This window comes from Bradyrhizobium sp. A5, assembly GCF_042076515.1.
GTDB lineage: Bacteria > Pseudomonadota > Alphaproteobacteria > Rhizobiales > Xanthobacteraceae > Bradyrhizobium > Bradyrhizobium cosmicum.
The window spans coordinates 1,519,492-1,534,720 of sequence record NZ_CP148990.1 but is presented as its reverse complement, the minus strand read 5'-3'; the positions used below and the strand labels follow the sequence as shown (position 1 = coordinate 1,534,720).

Below are 15,229 nucleotides of genomic sequence, written 5' to 3'. Positions count from 1 at the left end.
CCCTCTTATGTCGACTGCACGGCGGAGAGCAGCGCCGAATACATGGAGTTGATGGCCTGGATCAGCGCAGAAGCCGCCGAATATTTGTTCTGGAGCGTGCTGAGCTTCGCCGATTCCTCGTCGAGGTTGACGCCGGATTGCGACGACAGCGAGTCCGCATAAGTCGATTGCGCGGTCTCCTTGGCGGTGTAGTTCGTCGACGCCTGCGACGATTTGCTAGCGACGTCCGACACGATGGTCGAGGCGTAGTCGGCGAGAGAACCTGTCGTAGCGGCGAGCCCGCCAGTGGAGGAAAACGTCCGGGACTCCGTCAGAGCGTCGTAGAAGGCGTTGACGACCGTGGTTGACCCCGACGACAGCACCGTGCTGCCGACCGTCAGGCTCGACGAGGAATCCAGGGTCGCGAGTTGAAGCTCGCTGGTCCCGGTCAGGATCTCGCTGTTGACCGCGATGTCCGACGCACCCGTCCCCGTCACCAGATCGTTGAGACCGAAATAGCCCGAAAATCCATCGCCGGAGTTCCCCACTGCGCTCGTCATCTCGTTGATGGCGACGCCATTGCCGGAGCCGGTAGCGGTGATCGAGAGATGGCCGTCCGAATCGACCGATGCGGACAGTCCGGAGATGCCGTTGATCGCGGTGACGAGGTCGCCGACCGTGGAATAGGACGACAGATCGAGATCACCGTAGGAGACCAGACTGCCGCTCTGGTCGGTGGCGGCGATGCGCACCGTGCCGGTGGCGGAGAGCGCCGTGCTGCTGGTGACAGCGGTCGTACCCGTCAGGCTCGTCGGCGCCGGCACCGAAGAGGCGCTGTTCGAGATGCCGTTCATCGCGGAGGCGAGCTGCTGCGCCAGCTGGTCGAGCTGGGACTGCGCCGCGGGCAGGGTCTTGTCGCGCAGCGTCACCAGCGCGCCGATGTCGCCGCCGGTGATCTGCGAGGTGATGTCGACCCCGTTGACCTCGATCGCACTGAAGCCGCTCGACGAGGAGCCGGCGGCATAGGTCGTCGACGCCGTTACGCTGGCGGCGGTTGTGTAGCTGATCGTGTGCGCGGAACTGTCGACCAGCGCCTGACCGGACGTCGTATAGATCTGGAGGTCGCCGTTCGACGCCGTGAAGTAGCTGATGTTCATCCTGGAGGCGACGTCCTGGAGGGCCGTATTGCGCTGGTCCTCCAGGTCTGCGGTCGACTGGCCGACCGCCGCCGTCTGCTTGATCGCGGCGTTCAGGTCCGCGATCTCTTGCAGGTTCGAGTTGACGTCGTCGATCGACGACGAGATGTCCTGGTCGGCATCGCTGCGGAGTTTCTGGATTCCGCTCGACGTCTCCCGCAACTGGCTCGCGACGTCATCGAGCGCGCTGACGACGTTGGATTGCAGCGAGGCGCTGCTCGGCGTACTCGCCAGCGACGACAGCGCCGATTCCAGCGAGGCGATGCTGTTTGCAAGCGAGGTTCCCGTGGAGCTCCCGTTGGTGCTGCTGGTCGAGCCGTAGAGCTTCTCAAGCGAAGTCAGATAGGTGTTGGTCGTATCGGCCGATCCGAGGTCGGAGGTCGCTCCGATCAGCGACTTCAACAGCAGCTTGTCGACCGTCGAGGTGATGCCGCTCACGGTGACGCCGGTGCCGACACCGTTGGTGACACTGCTCGACTGGCTCGCGGTCTTCGCGGTGTAGCCCGTCGTGTCGGCATTCGAGATGTTCGACGACGTCACGCTGATCTGCACCGACGTCGCCGACAGCCCGCTGAAGGCGATCGATCGTGCGATATTGAGTGACACGGCGGGACCCTCGACTCGTCAGGCGCTGCGGCTGGTGCCGCTGGAGACGGAACGCGTCGCAATCCGGCCGGAGGCGCCATAGGGCGACACCGCCGCGATCTGCTCGCGGATCGCCTGCATGACGGCCTCGATCCGGCGATTGCTGGCCTCGATCGCCGCGCGCAGCCGCACCAGATTTTCGTCCATCGCCGCGCGCAGCTTCAGGATCCGCTCCAAGAGTTGCTCGCGCAGGATACGATCCGGGACATGCAGGCTGGTTGTGCCCGCGGCGCATTCGGCAACGGTCCGTTCGAACACCTCGGCCAGGCGGTTCTTCTCGTCGACCTGCTTCAGACGCGAGGCCGGCAGGCCCTTGGCGAGCTCCACATTCTCCTCAGCGACAAGCGCGGTCAACGTGTCGATCAGCGTGATCAGAGACTTGATCCGAACGTCGCCGTTCGCGCTGCTCGTCCTGGTGGCTTGGCTCTTGGCTTGAGCTACAGTCATGATCATCGCCTTCTTCTAATTATGCCGTTTGCCGCGGCCGGACTGCGCATTGCGCAAGTAGGCGCCGATCGCGTTTGTTCTGACGGTGGCCTGCCTGATCTCGTCCTCGACTTCGCCACGCTGTTCCAACAGGCCGCGCCGGGTCGCTTCGACGTCGTCGATCAGCGCAAGCAGCTGCTTGCGGTCGCCCCCCTTGACGGTCTCGGCTCGCGTCACCAGCCGGCGCAACCGGCGCAACAGCACTTCTCCGGCCTCCCTGGCTTCTTCGCTCCGCATGGCTCACCTCATCGCCGAGATCAGCGTGTCGTACATCTTGTTGACAGTGGAGATGACCTGGGACGCCGCCGAATAGGCCTGTTGCGCCGAGATCATGCTGGAGAACTGGCTGCTGGTGTCGGTGGTCGAGGACTCCAGCTCGCTGCCGAAGATCGTGCCCGCGCCGTTCTCGCCGGATCCCTGCAACGCGGCATTGCCCGACGTCACCGTCGCCGAATAGATACCGTCGCTGGAGGCAGAGAGCCCGTTGGGAGCGGCGAAGGTCGCCACCGCGATCTTGTAGATCGCGATAGTCTGGCCGTTGGAATAGGTGGCGTTGACCAGGCCGTCATCGCCGATCGCGATGCTGGACAGCTTGCCGTAGGACAGGCCGTCGGAATCGATGCTGGTGACGTTCACGGACGGCGTGGTCTCGCCGGAGGCATATTGGGTCAGCCCATCGGTCTTGCCGACGGTGCCGAGATCCATGGTGACGGTGCTGCTGGCTGCGCCATCGGTCCAGCCTGTGATCGAGACGGTCGCCGGGCTGGGGCTGGTGCTGGCGAGCGAGCCGTCGCTGTTGAAGGTGATGTCGATGGAGCCCGAGGCCGTGCCCGTCGCGGTGGTGGTATCCGAGGTCGAGGTTGGGTTGGCGAAGCTCGCGTTCCAGGTGTTGGTTCCGGTTTTCGTCCAGGTGATCTGCATCGAGTTCGCGGCACCGAGCGAATTGTAGACCGTCATCGAGCTGGTATAGGCATCGCCGGTCGCCGCATCCGACGGCAAATTGGCCGCGACCGTGGTCTTGGTGGTCGCACTGCCGCTGGTCGATGCGACCTGGGTGTTGATCGCCTCGAGATTGCTCGCCGACTCACTGCCGACGACGTTGCCGTCGGCGTCGGTGCGCCATCCCTCGAGATAATAGCCGTTGTTCTGGAGATAGCCGGCATTGTCGGTCGTGAAGGCACCGTTGCGGGTGTAGGCGACGGTGCCGCCCGACGTGGCGCTGGTCACCACGAAAAAGCCGGAGCCCTGGATCGCGACGTCGGTGGCGTTGGAGGTCGCAGCCAGCAGGCCTTGCTGGGTGATGTTGGCGCGGCCCGAGACGGTGACGCCACCCGAGGCATAGGAAGTCGTGTTGCTCGACGCCGTGACGAGCGCGTCAAACATTCCGGACGTCGTCTTGTAGGCGGTCGTGTCGGAATTGGCGATGTTGTCGCTGATCATCGACAGGGACTGACTCTGCGCACTGAGCGCCGAGATCGCCGAGGATAATGCGCCGCTGAGACTCATGATAAAACTCCGGAAGAAATCAGGATGTGACGCCGATGATGTTGGCGGCGCTGACCGAAACGCCGTTCACGGTCAACGACGGTGTCGAGGTCGAGGTGTCGATGCCGGTTACCGTGCCGGTGACGGTCGTGTAGTTCAGGACCGAATTTCCGGAGGAGTTCGTCGCGGTCACCGAGATCGTGTACTGACCGCCGTCGGAGAGCTGGCTGCCGCTGAAATCCTTGCCGTCCCAGGTAAAGCTGTTCGATCCGGCATTCCGGGTACCGGTACCGGTCCACACCGTGTTGCCGGAGGAGTCCTTGACGCTGATCGAAACATCCGAGGCGGCCGACGACAGCGAGTAACCGAACGTCGCCGAGCCATTGCTCAACGTCGATGTGTCCGTCTTCGCCTCGACGGTGTGGCCGATGTAGTTCACGGAATTCAGCGTCACGAGGCTCGAGAACGAACTCGCAAGCGAATTGAGGTTGGTGTTGATCGACTGCTGGGAGGTGAAATTCGCGTAGGAGGTGAGCTGATTGACGAGGTCGGTGGTCGAGGTCGCATCCAGCGGATTCTGGTTCTGGAGCTCACTGACGAGCAGGCTCAGGAAATCGCTGGATGTCAGCGTCGAATTGGACGACGTGCTCGACGACGACGTCGTCGTTGTCGTCGCGGTCGACGCAGAACTCGTTGCGGAAACGGTCATCAGAAGCTCCGGCTTTCCTGCGCTCCCGGCGACTGCGTGTCGATCGGCGGCGCTTGAAATCTGTGTGCTGATGAAACGGGTGGCCGCGTGGATTCAGGCGCGGATTCACGCGCGCGAAAGCGTCATTCGACACGGCAAAATCTGCCGCGTGTGCACGTGCCGGAGGAGCGATGATCTCAAGCTGGTCTATGGTCGCAAAGCTGCGTGCCATTCGCTCGCAGAAAAGCAATCGCATATGAACGCGCACGACCATGACGATGTGAGAGCTTCAACGCCCCAGGCGCCAGCGCGATCGTCTTGTTACAGGGGAGGCGAGGAACGATACGAAGGATGGAAAGGAAGCGTTCAGCTCTCTGCCGTCTCGCCTTCGGTGCGCGGCTCGGCCGTATCGCTCTTCATCTTCATTGCCGTTGCGACGATGCGGTCGGCGAGGCCCGCTGGCGCGCGCACAGCAGGTGCGGCAAGCGCAAGTCGCAAGGCGCGCGCCTCTTCCAGCACGGCCTGCGCAGCTGGCGATTGCGCAAGCAACTCTTCTGCGGGCAAGCGCCGGCCGTCGGGCCAGAGGGAGACATCCTCGCCCAGCCGATTGATCAATTCCTCAAACTCGGTGACGTCCATCGCCCGCCGATCCCGCCTCGATCTGGCCGTCATAAAGCATTGCGGGCGAGGCGGAAACCGGATTTCAGCGGATTCCGGCGCCAAAAGCGCCCGCAGCACTACGGAAATCGGCGAAACGACCGGTCCCGACACCGCTCCTCGCCTTGCGAAGCAACAGGTCGCTTCAGCCCGTCCGGGCCGAATCGGCCTTGCTGCTCCGCAACGTGGCGTCAACGGACTCCCACGCCTCCCGCAGCTCGGTCAGCCCGGCGATGATCCGCCGAAAGCTCTCGCGGGCATGCGGCCGGCCGTAAGACTTGAGGCTCGCCAGGATCAGAGCGTTGTAAGTCTGGAACATCCGTTCCGCCACCACCCCACCCTTGGCGAAATCGAGATTGTGGCTCAGCCCGCGCAGGATCGCCGTCGCCTTCATCAGGTGCTCGTGTCCCTCCTCGAAGCGCCGTCCCTCCTGGGCGTTCAGCGACTTCTGGAGGGAGGTGATCGCGCCGCCAAGCAGCATCGAGACCGCCTTGAGCGGCGGCACGCTCGTTGCCGCCCCCCGATAGGCCTGGTTGGCCATGTACGCCATCGGATTATGCATCATCAGTTACTCGAGCTGGAATTGAGCAGGGCCTTGAGATAGTTGAGCGTGCTATTGGCGCTCTCGATCGCCGCCTGGTACTTCGCGTATTGCGTCTCCAGCTGCGACTTCAGCGTCGACGCTGCGCTGTTGATGTCGTCGACCTTCTGTTGGAGCTCATCGTCGCGGGTCGTCAGACTGGTAATCTGCGTTTGCAGCACGCCGCTCGACGACGAGTAGTCCTTTGCGAGCCGATAGAGCTGCGTTGCGATGCCCGAGGTCGACGTCACCGCGATCGACTGCGAGGTCGAGCCGCTATAGGTGAAGGCCATGCCAGCGTAGATCGAGCCGGAAGCGCCGATGATCGTGGTACCGCTGACCGTGAACAGCGACGAGTCGCCGCCGACCGACGCCGACGTGAGGTTGCCGTCGGAATCGACCGCCAGATCAAGGGTGAAGGATTGCGGCGACGTTCCGGTATTGACGACGCTGAGCTGGCTCGACGACGTCGTCGTCTGCGCCGACAACAGCTTGGTCACGCCGCTGAGATTCGTGCTCAGGATATCCGACAGCGTGCTGGTATCCAGTTCGAGTTCATTGCTCTCGTTGAAGGACAGGCCGAGATCGGCCATGGTCAGGCCGCCCACAGTCGAGTTCAGTGCATTCTGAAGAGCGTCCATGATGTTGCGCATGGTTCCGTCGCCGAACAGCACCGCGCTCGAGTCCGCGGTTCCGTCGGTTGCGGTTTTCTGCTGTGCGATCACCTCGTCGCGAAAAGCGTTGTAGTTGGTGACGAACGTCTCCAGCGTCGACTGGATCTGGCTGGTGTCAGTTTCGATGCTGATGTTCAGTGTCGCTCCGTCCGGCGTCTCCTGGAGCAGGCTGAAGGTGACCCCGCTCAGGACGTCCGAGATGTCGTTGGTGTTGCGGGTCATCGCGATGCCGTCGAGCGTGAATTCGGCGGCCTGCGCCGCCTGGAGCTCGTCGGTGAAGCTCCCCGAATTGTCAGTCACACCGAGCTTGTTGAGAATATCGTCCCCTGACGTGCTCGAATAGGTGATGTCGGCGGCATCCTCCGTGCCCGTCAGCACCATCTGGAACGAGGTGCTGGAGACCTGCACGATCGAGGCCTGGACATTGGTCGTCGAGGTCTGGGCATTGATGGTATCGACGATGTCCTGAAGCGACATCGTGCTGGTGATGGTGACATCGGACGTGCTGCCGCCCTCCAGGCCGATGGAAAACGTGCCGGAGTATCCGAGTTCGTCGGTCTGACTGGATTGCGACGCGCCGGAAACCTTCTGCGCGGTGGCCAGCTGGCTGATCGTCAGCGTATGGTCGCCGATCGCCGCCCCGCTCTTGAGCGTCATGGACAGCGCCGACGAGGCGCTCACGTCGCCGGTGGAACTGATGCTCGCCGCGCGCGTCGCAAATGCGCTGGTGGACAGCGAATTGACCACCGCGGTGGAAAGCGACGCCAGGCCCGAAGATAGCGTCTTCAGATCGGTTTGCAGCGTCTGATAGGCCGATATCTTGGCTTCATTGTTCGTGATCGTGGTCGAGATCGTGTCCGCCTGCGCGGTCTTCGCGTCGACGGCGGACTGGATCAGCGCCGTCCAATCGATGCTGCTCGAATTTGTGGTGCCGCTCGTCGTGATCGACACGCCCGAGGAAGTCGTGCTTGTGCTGCTGGTGCTGGAGCTGACGCTGGCCACTTGGATTAGTCGTCCCTGAAAGAGAGGACCGGGCCGGCATCATGCCGGCCCGGTCAGTTGATCATCAGCCCAGCAACTTGAGCAGATACTGCGGCATCTGATTGGCAGCGGCCAGCGCCGAGACGGCAGCCTGGGTCTTCACTTCCGCGGAGGACAGCTTGGACTGCTCGGCCGCGATATCGACGTCCTTGATCGCCGAGTTCGCAGACTGGAGATTCTGTGTCTGGGTCGAGATCGAATCCGACGAGAAGTTGAACCGCGATTCCTGGGCACCGATCGAGGCGCGCGCGGCGGAGACCGTGTCGATCGCGGTATCGAGGGCGTCGAGCGCCGAGGTCGCGCCGGACTGGGTGCTGACGTCGAGCGAAGTGACCGCGAGCGACGATGCCGTCAGGCTGGTCAGCTTGATGTCGATGGTGTCGGAGCCGTCCGAGCCGACCAGCACGGACACGCCGGACGAGAACACGCTGGATCCGTCGAGCAGGCTCTGGCTGGAATAGCGGGTGCCGGTCGCGATCGAGTCGATTTCGGAGTTGAGCTGCGAGAATTCCGACTGGATGTAGGCGCGGCTCGAATCGGTCGTGGTGCCCGAGGCGGATTCGGAGGCCAGCGACTTCATGCGCGCGAGAATGTCGGAAATGTTCGAGGCGCCGCCGTCAGCTGTCTGCAGGATCGCGGTCGCCTGCGAGGCGTTGGTGGCGGCCTGCTGCAACGTGGTCACATCCGAGGAAATGCGGGTGGAGATCGCAAGGCCGGCGGCGTCATCGGATGCCGAGGTGATGCGCGAACCGCTCGACAGCTTCGAGAGCGAGCTGCTCTCCTGCGCGGAGTTGATGTTGAGATAGCGGACCGCGGCGTTAGCGGCGGTGTTGGTATTGATTGCGGGCATTGGAAGCTCCTGTGCTGATGGGCAAGCGTGCCGCATCGTTGAAATCGACTTACGACGACGCGGACCGCAGCCCCGTCCGTTCGCTCAAACGGCGGAGTGCAATCAGATCAGGCGCGAAAACTTCTGCGCGGCGAATTTTATGGTTAGCAATCGGTAAACGCAGTGCGGATGTCGCGTTCATGTTTTCGCAGCAACTGGCGAAGCTGCTGGCGTCCGCGCTTGAGCAGCGACTCGACGGCCGCCACCGTGGTGTCCATCACCTGGGCGATCTCGCCGTTGCTCATGTTCTCATGGTACGAAAAGATCACCGCGATGCGCTGCTGCTCGGGCAGGCGCTGCATCGCAAGCTCCAGCATACCGTTCAACTCGTTGCGCTCGATGATCTCGACGGCGCCGGGCTGACCGTCGGCAACCTCGGGCACGGTATCGACGTTTTCGTTGCGCGGCTTGCGGCGCAGGTCGATGCAGCGGTTGGAGATGACCCGGTAGAGCCAGGTCGAGAATTTCGCGCGGCCATGCTGCCAACGGCCGCGATGGCTCCAGATCTTGAGCATGGTGTCCTGCACCACGTCTTCGGCATCCGCCGCGTTGCCGACGATGCGTAGCGCAATCGCGTAAGCGCGGTCGATGTGACGCTCGACCAGCATACGGAATGCGACTTCGTCGCCGATGGCGAGCCTGTCGATGAGCTCGCTGTCCTCGTCATAAACGACATCGTCCGCGACCGGTGCGCTGTCCGGTGCGAGCGGCACCGACGGCGCTACGTGTACGATCGCATCATCAGGCATCGTCGTCGTGATCTCGACCTCGGCGGGAGCCCAGACATCAGCAGCGTAACTCATCCCGCAACCTCCAACCCGCAACGCCGGCGGCGCACATGCCACACGGCTTCCAGGCGTTGAACGCGACACCAAAACAATCCAGGCGGAAAAATTTTGTTGTTTTTCAAGATGTTAGCCGGTCACTTTTGCCGGGTATCGGGCAATAATTGCCGACTGCGCGATGGTCCTTCGCGTCAAGCCTGCAATCATCACATCGTCTCGCGCCATGGCTGATCATTCATCCTGAACAGATGTACTCGTGAGAAAACGCTGACATTACGCGGCACTAGGTGATCGGGCGCGACACGCGCAGAGCACGCGAGGAAGCGATTGTTTCCGGGTGTGAACGAACGCGAGACGATCTCTGCACCCGGCAATTTTTTCCGAATCACCTTTTCGAACCTAGCTGTTTTTTTGAATCTGTCAGTCACGACGAACGCGATTTTGAATCGTGCGTGAACTTTTTTCGCATCGATTACGCCTGACACCACGTGCGCGCACGTTAATCGTCAGGGTGGACGGGGAATTGTCGCATGAAGATCGCAACGGCCGGGCTTGAGCCCCGCGCTCAAATTGTTTCTGCCTGGTCATTCGATGTTTTCGATACGTTTCTGCTTCGCGCCTGCACGACGCCCGATGGCGTATTTGAAAGGACTTGCGAGCTTTCCGGCATTTCACGAATTTTGCCGAATGTTTCCGCGAGTTTCGTTCAGCATCGCATTCAGGCCGAATTGCGTGCACGCCGGACCGCGAAGGAGAGGCGTGGTACGAGCGAAGTGCATATCGGCGAAATCTATTCCTATTTTCCGTTCAAGCTGTTCGGTCTCTCGCGAGATGACTTGAACGACCTGATCGAATCGGAGTTCGCCGCCGAGCTGGAGCTATGTCGCGCCAATCCCGACATGATCAGGCAATATCTGGACATGAAGCGCGCCGGCCATCGCGTCGGCTTCATCTCCGACACGTATTGGGACTCCGGTCGACTGGCGCGGCTGCTGCGGGCCTGCCGTCCGGGACTGACGTGGGACTTCCTCTACGCGTCCTGCGATCATGGCAGCAGCAAGAGCGAGGCGCTGTTTGCGACGTATCTGTCGGAGCAAGGCATCGATGCCGCCGCTTCCTTTCACGTCGGCGACAACGAGAAGGCCGATATCAGGGGCGCGCGGCGGCATGGCATTCGCCCGCGCTACTATCCGCAGTCAACGGCACAGCTCGCCTCCAGGCTTCAGCGCGAGACCGCGCTGTTCGAGCTGCTGTGCGCGGGAGCGCCGTCACGGCTCGATCACGGCTCACGCACATTGCGGCGGATGGTCGCCACACGCAGCGCCGAGAAATCTCCTGCCTTCCATTTGGGCCTTACCATCCTCGGCCCGGCCATGACCGCCTTCGACGCCTTCGTGGCGCGGCGCTGCGAGGACGTTGCAGGGCCCGGCCGCAGGGTCGCGCTCGGCTTTCTCGGCCGCGACGGATTTCTGTCGCACCGGATCTGGCAGGAGTTGCACAGTGACACGGCGGCCTATCTCGAGATCAACCGCCGCGTCAGCCTGATCGCCTCGGCCGACACGATGCAGCCGCTGGTCGACCTCCTCAGCAAGGTCTTCAGGATCGACGCGCCGACCTTCGGCGATGTGGTGAAGCTCATGCCGCCGAAGGTCGCGGCGTTCTTCGCCGGCTTTCCCGGCGGTATCGCCTCCGGGGAAGAGCTCGCCGAGGCGCTTCCCGGCCTGATGGATCCCGACGAAATCGTGGAGCTCGCCGCAGGCCTGCGGGCCCGGCTGCTCGCCTATCTGCGCCAGGCCATCCCCGGCTTCGACGACTGCACCGACCTCGTGCTCGCCGATCTCGGCTATTCCGGCAGCGTGCAGAAGGCGCTGCGACGCATCTTCGACCTCGAAGGCATCGAGATGCGCCTGCACGGCGCCTACCTGATGTCGCTCGACGACGCCTTCGACGACATCGCCGAGCGCGACAGCGCGGAGGGCTTCGTCTCCGACCTCGTCGTCACCCCCCATATCAAGCGCATGCTGATCCGCAACGTCGCGGTGCTGGAGCAGATCTGCTGCTCACCCGATGGTTCAGTGCGGGATTACGATGGCGGCGCGGCGCTGCACGAGATCAATCCGCGGCCTGCAAGCCAGATTGCGTTGGCCGCCGAGATCCAGACCGGTGCCCTTGCCTTTGCGGAAAGCGCCGAAGACGTTGCGCTCGACCATGGCCTCGATCCCTATGCGGCGACCGATGTCGCTTCACGCTGGTGTGCGGCGACGCTGGCCCGGCTTCTGCTGCTGCCCGACGAGGACGAACTCGCGCTGCTCGGCGGATTGAAGCATGACGTCAATCTCGGCACGCACGCACTGGCGCCGATGCTCGACGGCGAATTCGTCCGCCGTCAGGTCACGGCGCGCGGCCTCTCTGCCGCCTGTGCATCGGTCGCGCCACCGATGTGGCTGGCGGGCAGCTTTGCCTTGATGTCTCCGTCCCACGCTTATCTCTATACGTTGTTCGGCGCCAACCGCCTGCCAGCCGACGTCTTCGAGGAGAGTCCCTCCGGCACCGTCCAGGTCGGGTTGTTCCGCGGCAATGACGAGGCCACGCTCGAAACGGTGAGCGTCCATCGCACCGGCCTCGGCGAGCTGCGCGTCCGCATTCCGCTCTCGCGCACCATGGGCATCACCATGATCGCGCTGCCGCTGCCGAAATTCGCCGCCGAAGGCCTCCTGCACGGCGTGACCATCCAGACCGCCGACGTCATCCGTGACGCGGCCGAGAGTCAGGACGTGATCGGCATCGCGGCGGAAAGCCTGGTCTATGCCGGAATTCAGAGGAATGGCGACCATTATCGCGCCGAGAGCGAGGACGGCTGCCTGCTGATCCCGGTCGCCAAGATGACTGACGATATCGCGATCTACTCCGTCGCAATCACGTCGCTCGGCTCCAGCCCCAAATAGTGCGCCTGATCGCCCGGCCCGGATCGTTCAAGTCCTGGGATGGGACCGGGGGTACGGAATTGACGGGCAGGACGCACGAAAACCTGGATCGGCTGCTGCAATCCGGCGGCATCAGGCTTGGACGAGCCCAGCGCGACCGCCTGGACTGGCTGGCCGGACAGTACGGCGCGCCGACGTTCGACGATGTCTCGGACACCGGGCGAAAAGGCGTCATCATCCTCAGGGAGCCGCCGAGTGGCGCGGCGGCCGAACTGTTCTACCGTTCGCTCTCGCCCGGCTGTGCCGTCGTCATTCCAACAAGCGAGAATCCGGGCTTCGACTTCCTCAAGTCCAAGCTGACCGAGTTCGGCACCGTCGGCCCATGCGGCGCGGACGGCCCGCATGAGCTGTGGTGGGGCGGCATCGGCTGGTCGAAGTTCCTCACCGCGGCTGACACCTCCATTGTCCGTCCGCGGATCGTCTCCTGCCATCCGCGGGGCGGCGACGCGACCGCGGCCATTTCGCTGCGAAACTCGCTCGAGCGACTTGCTCTTGCCTGCCACATCGAGCCGATCGACACAGAGTTCAGCGACCGTGTCCTCTGCTTCGAGAAGGCCGAGTTCATGGTGCGGATGTGGAACAAGTACCGCGAGCCGCTGCTGTTCGTCGAAGCCGGCGCCATGCTGCGCGAGGCGCCGCTGTTGCCGTCGTTTCTCGGCTGCGATGTCGCGCTCCACAAATGGAACCGCTGGGAGATGTCGGCACGCACCCTCTATCTCGGCCGCACCGAACGCGCCGAGATGCTGTTGCGCGCCTGGCAACAGCTCGCCGCGTCTTATCCCGCGATCTGGGAAGGCTATCTGCTCGACCAGGCCTGGAGCCTGACGTCATCGCATGTGCCGCTCGACACGGTGTGGCTGCCGCGGTCCTATCATGCGCTGAAGGGCGACCTCGGCGCGATGCGCGCCACGGTTCTGCATGACCAGCAAACGACGACGCTGGAGCTCGGGCCGGATCCGGCCTTCGGCGGCATCGTTCGCACGGCCCGTCGCGCCAGCCGGACCGGCGCCCGTGATGCCTTCATGGTGATGACCTCGAATGCCCAAACTGCGAACGGCGTGGCCGTGATCCTGCGCGACATTGCGGCCAGCGACGCCGGCGCGGTGGCCGCCACCGTGGAAGCCCTGACCGGCGCCTATACCGCCAATTGCGGCGGCTACGGCCGGCTCGAACTGTCGCTCTGCGCCTGGCAGGACGATGTCGGCGCCGCACGCGATGCCGCGGCCCTGGCGCGCTACCGCATCCTGGAGATCGCGCCGGGACAGCGCATCGCCAACGATTTCTTCGCTCACCAAGCGGCAGACGACGCAGTCATGACCGCCCGCCATCTCTTTCCCTGACGGACATCACAAGATGCTCAAGACCATCATCCTCCTCACTGACACCGTGCAACAGCAGCAGCCGCTGGCCAATCTGCTCCGCGAGCACAATCGCGACCTCGCTTTCTGTTCGGCACTGCGTGCCCAGGACCTCGGCGCCATCGAGCCGGAGGTGCTGAGCGAAGCGCGGCTGGTGTCCTTTGCCGCCGATGTCGCCGTCCCCGAAAAGCTCCTGCTCCGGCTCGGCTATGGCGCCTACAAATTCTACGCTTTGCCGATGCAATATCCGGGTCTGCCGCCGGCACCCGACGAGAGCGATGACGATCCGCGCTGCTACTCCGTGATCGCACAATCGATGACGATCTGGCCCGATTTCAAGAAAGTGGTCGGCCTGGAAACCGTGACAATCCCGGACGGCACCGTGCCCGCCGAGCGCGAGCGCCTGGTGTTCTCCCGCCTTGCGCATCTGTTCTGGCAGATGTCGGGCATGATCGCCGGCGAGGCCACGGATCTCCCGGGGATCATCGGGGCCGGCGAGAGCCAGCGGCCGACGCTCGCGATGATGAACTGAGTTATCGCGCAGAACGTCTCAGCTGCGCCGACAGAGCATCGCGATGCTCGGGCGCGGCTATCGCGATCAAGCGGCGCGCACGCTCGGCAAGACCGCAGCCGCGCAGCTCGGCAATGCCCCATTCGGTCACGATGGCATCGACATCGGCACGCGGCGTCGTCACGGTCTCGACATGCGTGACGATCCGGCTCGTGCGATCGGACGCCGTTGCCGGCAGCGCGATGATCGCCCGGCCTCCGCGCGATGCATTGGCCCCGCGTACGAAATCGAGCTGCCCGCCGATCGCCCCGATGGTCACGCCATTCAGCGTCTCGGAATTCACGCTGCCGTCGAGCCCGACCTGAAGCGCCGAGTTGATCGCGACCAGCCGGTTGACCCGCGCCAGCACGCCCTGGCCGTGCGTGTAGGACGTCGGCCGCACCGCCACAGCCTTGTTCTCGTGCACGAAGCGGTAAAGCCGCTGCGTGCCGATCACCTGATTGGTGATGGTGATGCCGGCATCGATCTCCTTCTCCGCATTCGTCACCGCGCCGCGCTCGATCAGCTCGACGACAGCGTCGTTGATCAGGCCGGAATGGATGCCCAGATTGCGCACATGGGACAGCGAGGAGAGTATCGCGTCAGGAATGCGCCCCACGCCGAACTGGAGTGTGCTGCCATCCGCAATCAGACCCGCAGCATGCGCGGCGATGCGCCGCGAGACATCGTCGAGCGGCGGCGATGCCAATTCGACCGGCGGACGGCGGGCCAGCACGCGCACATGGATCGGCACGTCCTCGGGCCATTCCGCACCGAACGTAAAGGGCGCATCCGGATTGATCTCGGCGACGACGAGGCGCGCGCGACGCGCGGCATCGATGACATAGTCGTTGGAGAGGCTGGCGCTGAGCCGTCCCCGGGCCTCCGCAAGCTGCACGAGGACGACATCCGCACTGTGGCGACCCGCCGCGAAGTCGGCACAGAAGGCGCTGTAATTGCTCGGGATCATTTCGAGCCGCCCCGCTTTCGCGAGCCGCCGCGCATTGCCGATCACGCCGTAGCTGAGAAACGACACGTTCGCCGCGCTCGCCGCCGAGAACGTCTCCGAGAACACCGGCCCGACTATCATGCGGAAGGGTGGAAGCTGTGCCGCCTGCGCCATCAGCGCTTCGGTCAGGGTGACGGGCTCTGCCGTCGCTTGCCCGCACACGACGAGATCGCCCTCGCGGATCAGGCCGGAGAAGTCGATCGGCGCATCCTCCGACATCGCC

General features: G+C 63.7%; 15 protein-coding genes. 4 read left to right on the top strand and 11 right to left on the bottom strand.

The genetic code is table 11. The features are described 5' to 3' along the window. Positions 1-5 precede the first annotated feature (5 nt). From flgK to fliD, 8 genes are all read right to left on the bottom strand, one after another. On the bottom strand, positions 6-1,781 hold the full coding sequence (gene flgK, locus WHZ77_RS07220; RefSeq protein ID WP_375313045.1) for a flagellar hook-associated protein FlgK: 1,776 nt from the start codon (positions 1,779-1,781) through the stop codon (positions 6-8). An 18-nt stretch (positions 1,782-1,799) separates the two neighbouring features. After that, a complete protein-coding gene (locus WHZ77_RS07215) occupies positions 1,800-2,273 on the bottom strand; it encodes a flagellar protein FlgN (RefSeq protein ID WP_375313044.1) in 474 nt (157 codons plus the stop codon). 9 nt (positions 2,274-2,282) lie between these two features. After that, a complete protein-coding gene (locus tag WHZ77_RS07210; protein ID WP_375313043.1) occupies positions 2,283-2,543 on the bottom strand; it encodes a hypothetical protein in 261 nt (86 codons plus the stop codon). 3 nt (positions 2,544-2,546) lie between these two features. Further along, positions 2,547-3,812 (bottom strand): flagellar hook protein FlgE, encoded by a 1,266-nt coding sequence (flgE, locus tag WHZ77_RS07205; protein WP_375313042.1) that lies wholly within the window; start codon positions 3,810-3,812, stop codon positions 2,547-2,549. A gap of 19 nt (positions 3,813-3,831) precedes the next feature. Further along, the gene (locus WHZ77_RS07200) at positions 3,832-4,500 is read right to left on the bottom strand and encodes a flagellar hook assembly protein FlgD (protein ID WP_375313041.1); all 669 of its coding nucleotides are present in this window, start codon (positions 4,498-4,500) and stop codon (positions 3,832-3,834) included. A gap of 345 nt (positions 4,501-4,845) precedes the next feature. Continuing rightward, positions 4,846-5,118: a hypothetical protein gene (locus WHZ77_RS07195; RefSeq protein WP_143841471.1), complete on the bottom strand. Its 273-nt coding sequence runs from the start codon at positions 5,116-5,118 to the stop codon at positions 4,846-4,848. Positions 5,119-5,281: 163 nt separating this feature from the next. Then, entirely contained in the window at positions 5,282-5,701 is a 420-nt protein-coding gene (gene fliS, locus WHZ77_RS07190) for a flagellar export chaperone FliS (RefSeq protein WP_375313040.1), read from the bottom strand. Beyond that, positions 5,701-7,302 carry a flagellar filament capping protein FliD gene (fliD, locus tag WHZ77_RS07185; protein ID WP_375314672.1) on the bottom strand — a complete coding sequence of 534 codons (1,602 nt, stop codon included), beginning with the start codon at positions 7,300-7,302 and terminating at the stop codon, positions 5,701-5,703. Before fliD ends, fliS begins: the two co-directional genes overlap by 1 nt. Between fliD and WHZ77_RS07180 the strand changes: the two genes are divergently transcribed. Then, the gene (locus WHZ77_RS07180) at positions 7,211-7,411 is read left to right on the top strand and encodes a hypothetical protein (RefSeq protein WP_375314887.1); all 201 of its coding nucleotides are present in this window, start codon (positions 7,211-7,213) and stop codon (positions 7,409-7,411) included. The two genes, fliD and WHZ77_RS07180, sit on opposite strands and share 92 nt — an antisense overlap. Before the next feature lie 45 nt (positions 7,412-7,456). Here the strand turns inward: WHZ77_RS07180 and WHZ77_RS07175 are convergent, their stop codons facing one another. After that, positions 7,457-8,281: a flagellin gene (locus WHZ77_RS07175; RefSeq protein ID WP_015684060.1), complete on the bottom strand. Its 825-nt coding sequence runs from the start codon at positions 8,279-8,281 to the stop codon at positions 7,457-7,459. A gap of 143 nt (positions 8,282-8,424) precedes the next feature. Beyond that, positions 8,425-9,123 (bottom strand): RNA polymerase sigma factor, encoded by a 699-nt coding sequence (locus tag WHZ77_RS07170; RefSeq protein ID WP_375313039.1) that lies wholly within the window; start codon positions 9,121-9,123, stop codon positions 8,425-8,427. Between the two features lie 512 nt (positions 9,124-9,635). Here WHZ77_RS07170 and WHZ77_RS07165 point away from each other — a divergent pair. From WHZ77_RS07165 to WHZ77_RS07155, 3 genes are read left to right on the top strand one after another with little or no spacing between them, the layout of a single operon-like run. Next, positions 9,636-12,050, top strand: coding sequence for a hypothetical protein (locus tag WHZ77_RS07165; protein ID WP_375313038.1), 2,415 nt, complete (start codon positions 9,636-9,638; stop codon positions 12,048-12,050). Positions 12,051-12,109: 59 nt separating this feature from the next. Then, positions 12,110-13,429, top strand: coding sequence for a hypothetical protein (locus WHZ77_RS07160; RefSeq protein ID WP_375313037.1), 1,320 nt, complete (start codon positions 12,110-12,112; stop codon positions 13,427-13,429). A gap of 13 nt (positions 13,430-13,442) precedes the next feature. Further along, positions 13,443-13,979: a hypothetical protein gene (locus tag WHZ77_RS07155; protein WP_375313036.1), complete on the top strand. Its 537-nt coding sequence runs from the start codon at positions 13,443-13,445 to the stop codon at positions 13,977-13,979. 1 nt (position 13,980) lies between these two features. Here the strand turns inward: WHZ77_RS07155 and WHZ77_RS07150 are convergent, their stop codons facing one another. After that, complete coding sequence (locus tag WHZ77_RS07150; RefSeq protein WP_375313035.1) at positions 13,981-15,225, bottom strand: acetyl-CoA hydrolase/transferase family protein; 1,245 nt, start codon at positions 15,223-15,225, stop codon at positions 13,981-13,983. Positions 15,226-15,229: the final 4 nt, after the last annotated feature.

Bases quoted from the DNA above. Each gene is read 5' to 3' on its own strand.
- WHZ77_RS07215 (WP_375313044.1), bottom strand. From the start codon at position 2,273: ATGATCATGACTGTAGCTCAAGCCAAGAGCCAAGCCACCAGGACGAGC.
- WHZ77_RS07210 (WP_375313043.1), bottom strand. From the start codon at position 2,543: ATGCGGAGCGAAGAAGCCAGGGAGGCCGGAGAAGTGCTGTTGCGCCGG.
- flgE (WP_375313042.1), bottom strand. From the start codon at position 3,812: ATGAGTCTCAGCGGCGCATTATCCTCGGCGATCTCGGCGCTCAGTGCG.
- WHZ77_RS07200 (WP_375313041.1), bottom strand. From the start codon at position 4,500: ATGACCGTTTCCGCAACGAGTTCTGCGTCGACCGCGACGACAACGACG.
- WHZ77_RS07195 (WP_143841471.1), bottom strand. From the start codon at position 5,118: ATGGACGTCACCGAGTTTGAGGAATTGATCAATCGGCTGGGCGAGGAT.
- fliS (WP_375313040.1), bottom strand. From the start codon at position 5,701: ATGATGCATAATCCGATGGCGTACATGGCCAACCAGGCCTATCGGGGG.
- WHZ77_RS07175 (WP_015684060.1), bottom strand. From the start codon at position 8,281: ATGCCCGCAATCAATACCAACACCGCCGCTAACGCCGCGGTCCGCTAT.
- WHZ77_RS07170 (WP_375313039.1), bottom strand. From the start codon at position 9,123: ATGAGTTACGCTGCTGATGTCTGGGCTCCCGCCGAGGTCGAGATCACG.
- WHZ77_RS07165 (WP_375313038.1), top strand. From the start codon at position 9,636: ATGAAGATCGCAACGGCCGGGCTTGAGCCCCGCGCTCAAATTGTTTCT.
- WHZ77_RS07155 (WP_375313036.1), top strand. From the start codon at position 13,443: ATGCTCAAGACCATCATCCTCCTCACTGACACCGTGCAACAGCAGCAG.
- WHZ77_RS07150 (WP_375313035.1), bottom strand. From the start codon at position 15,225: ATGTCGGAGGATGCGCCGATCGACTTCTCCGGCCTGATCCGCGAGGGC.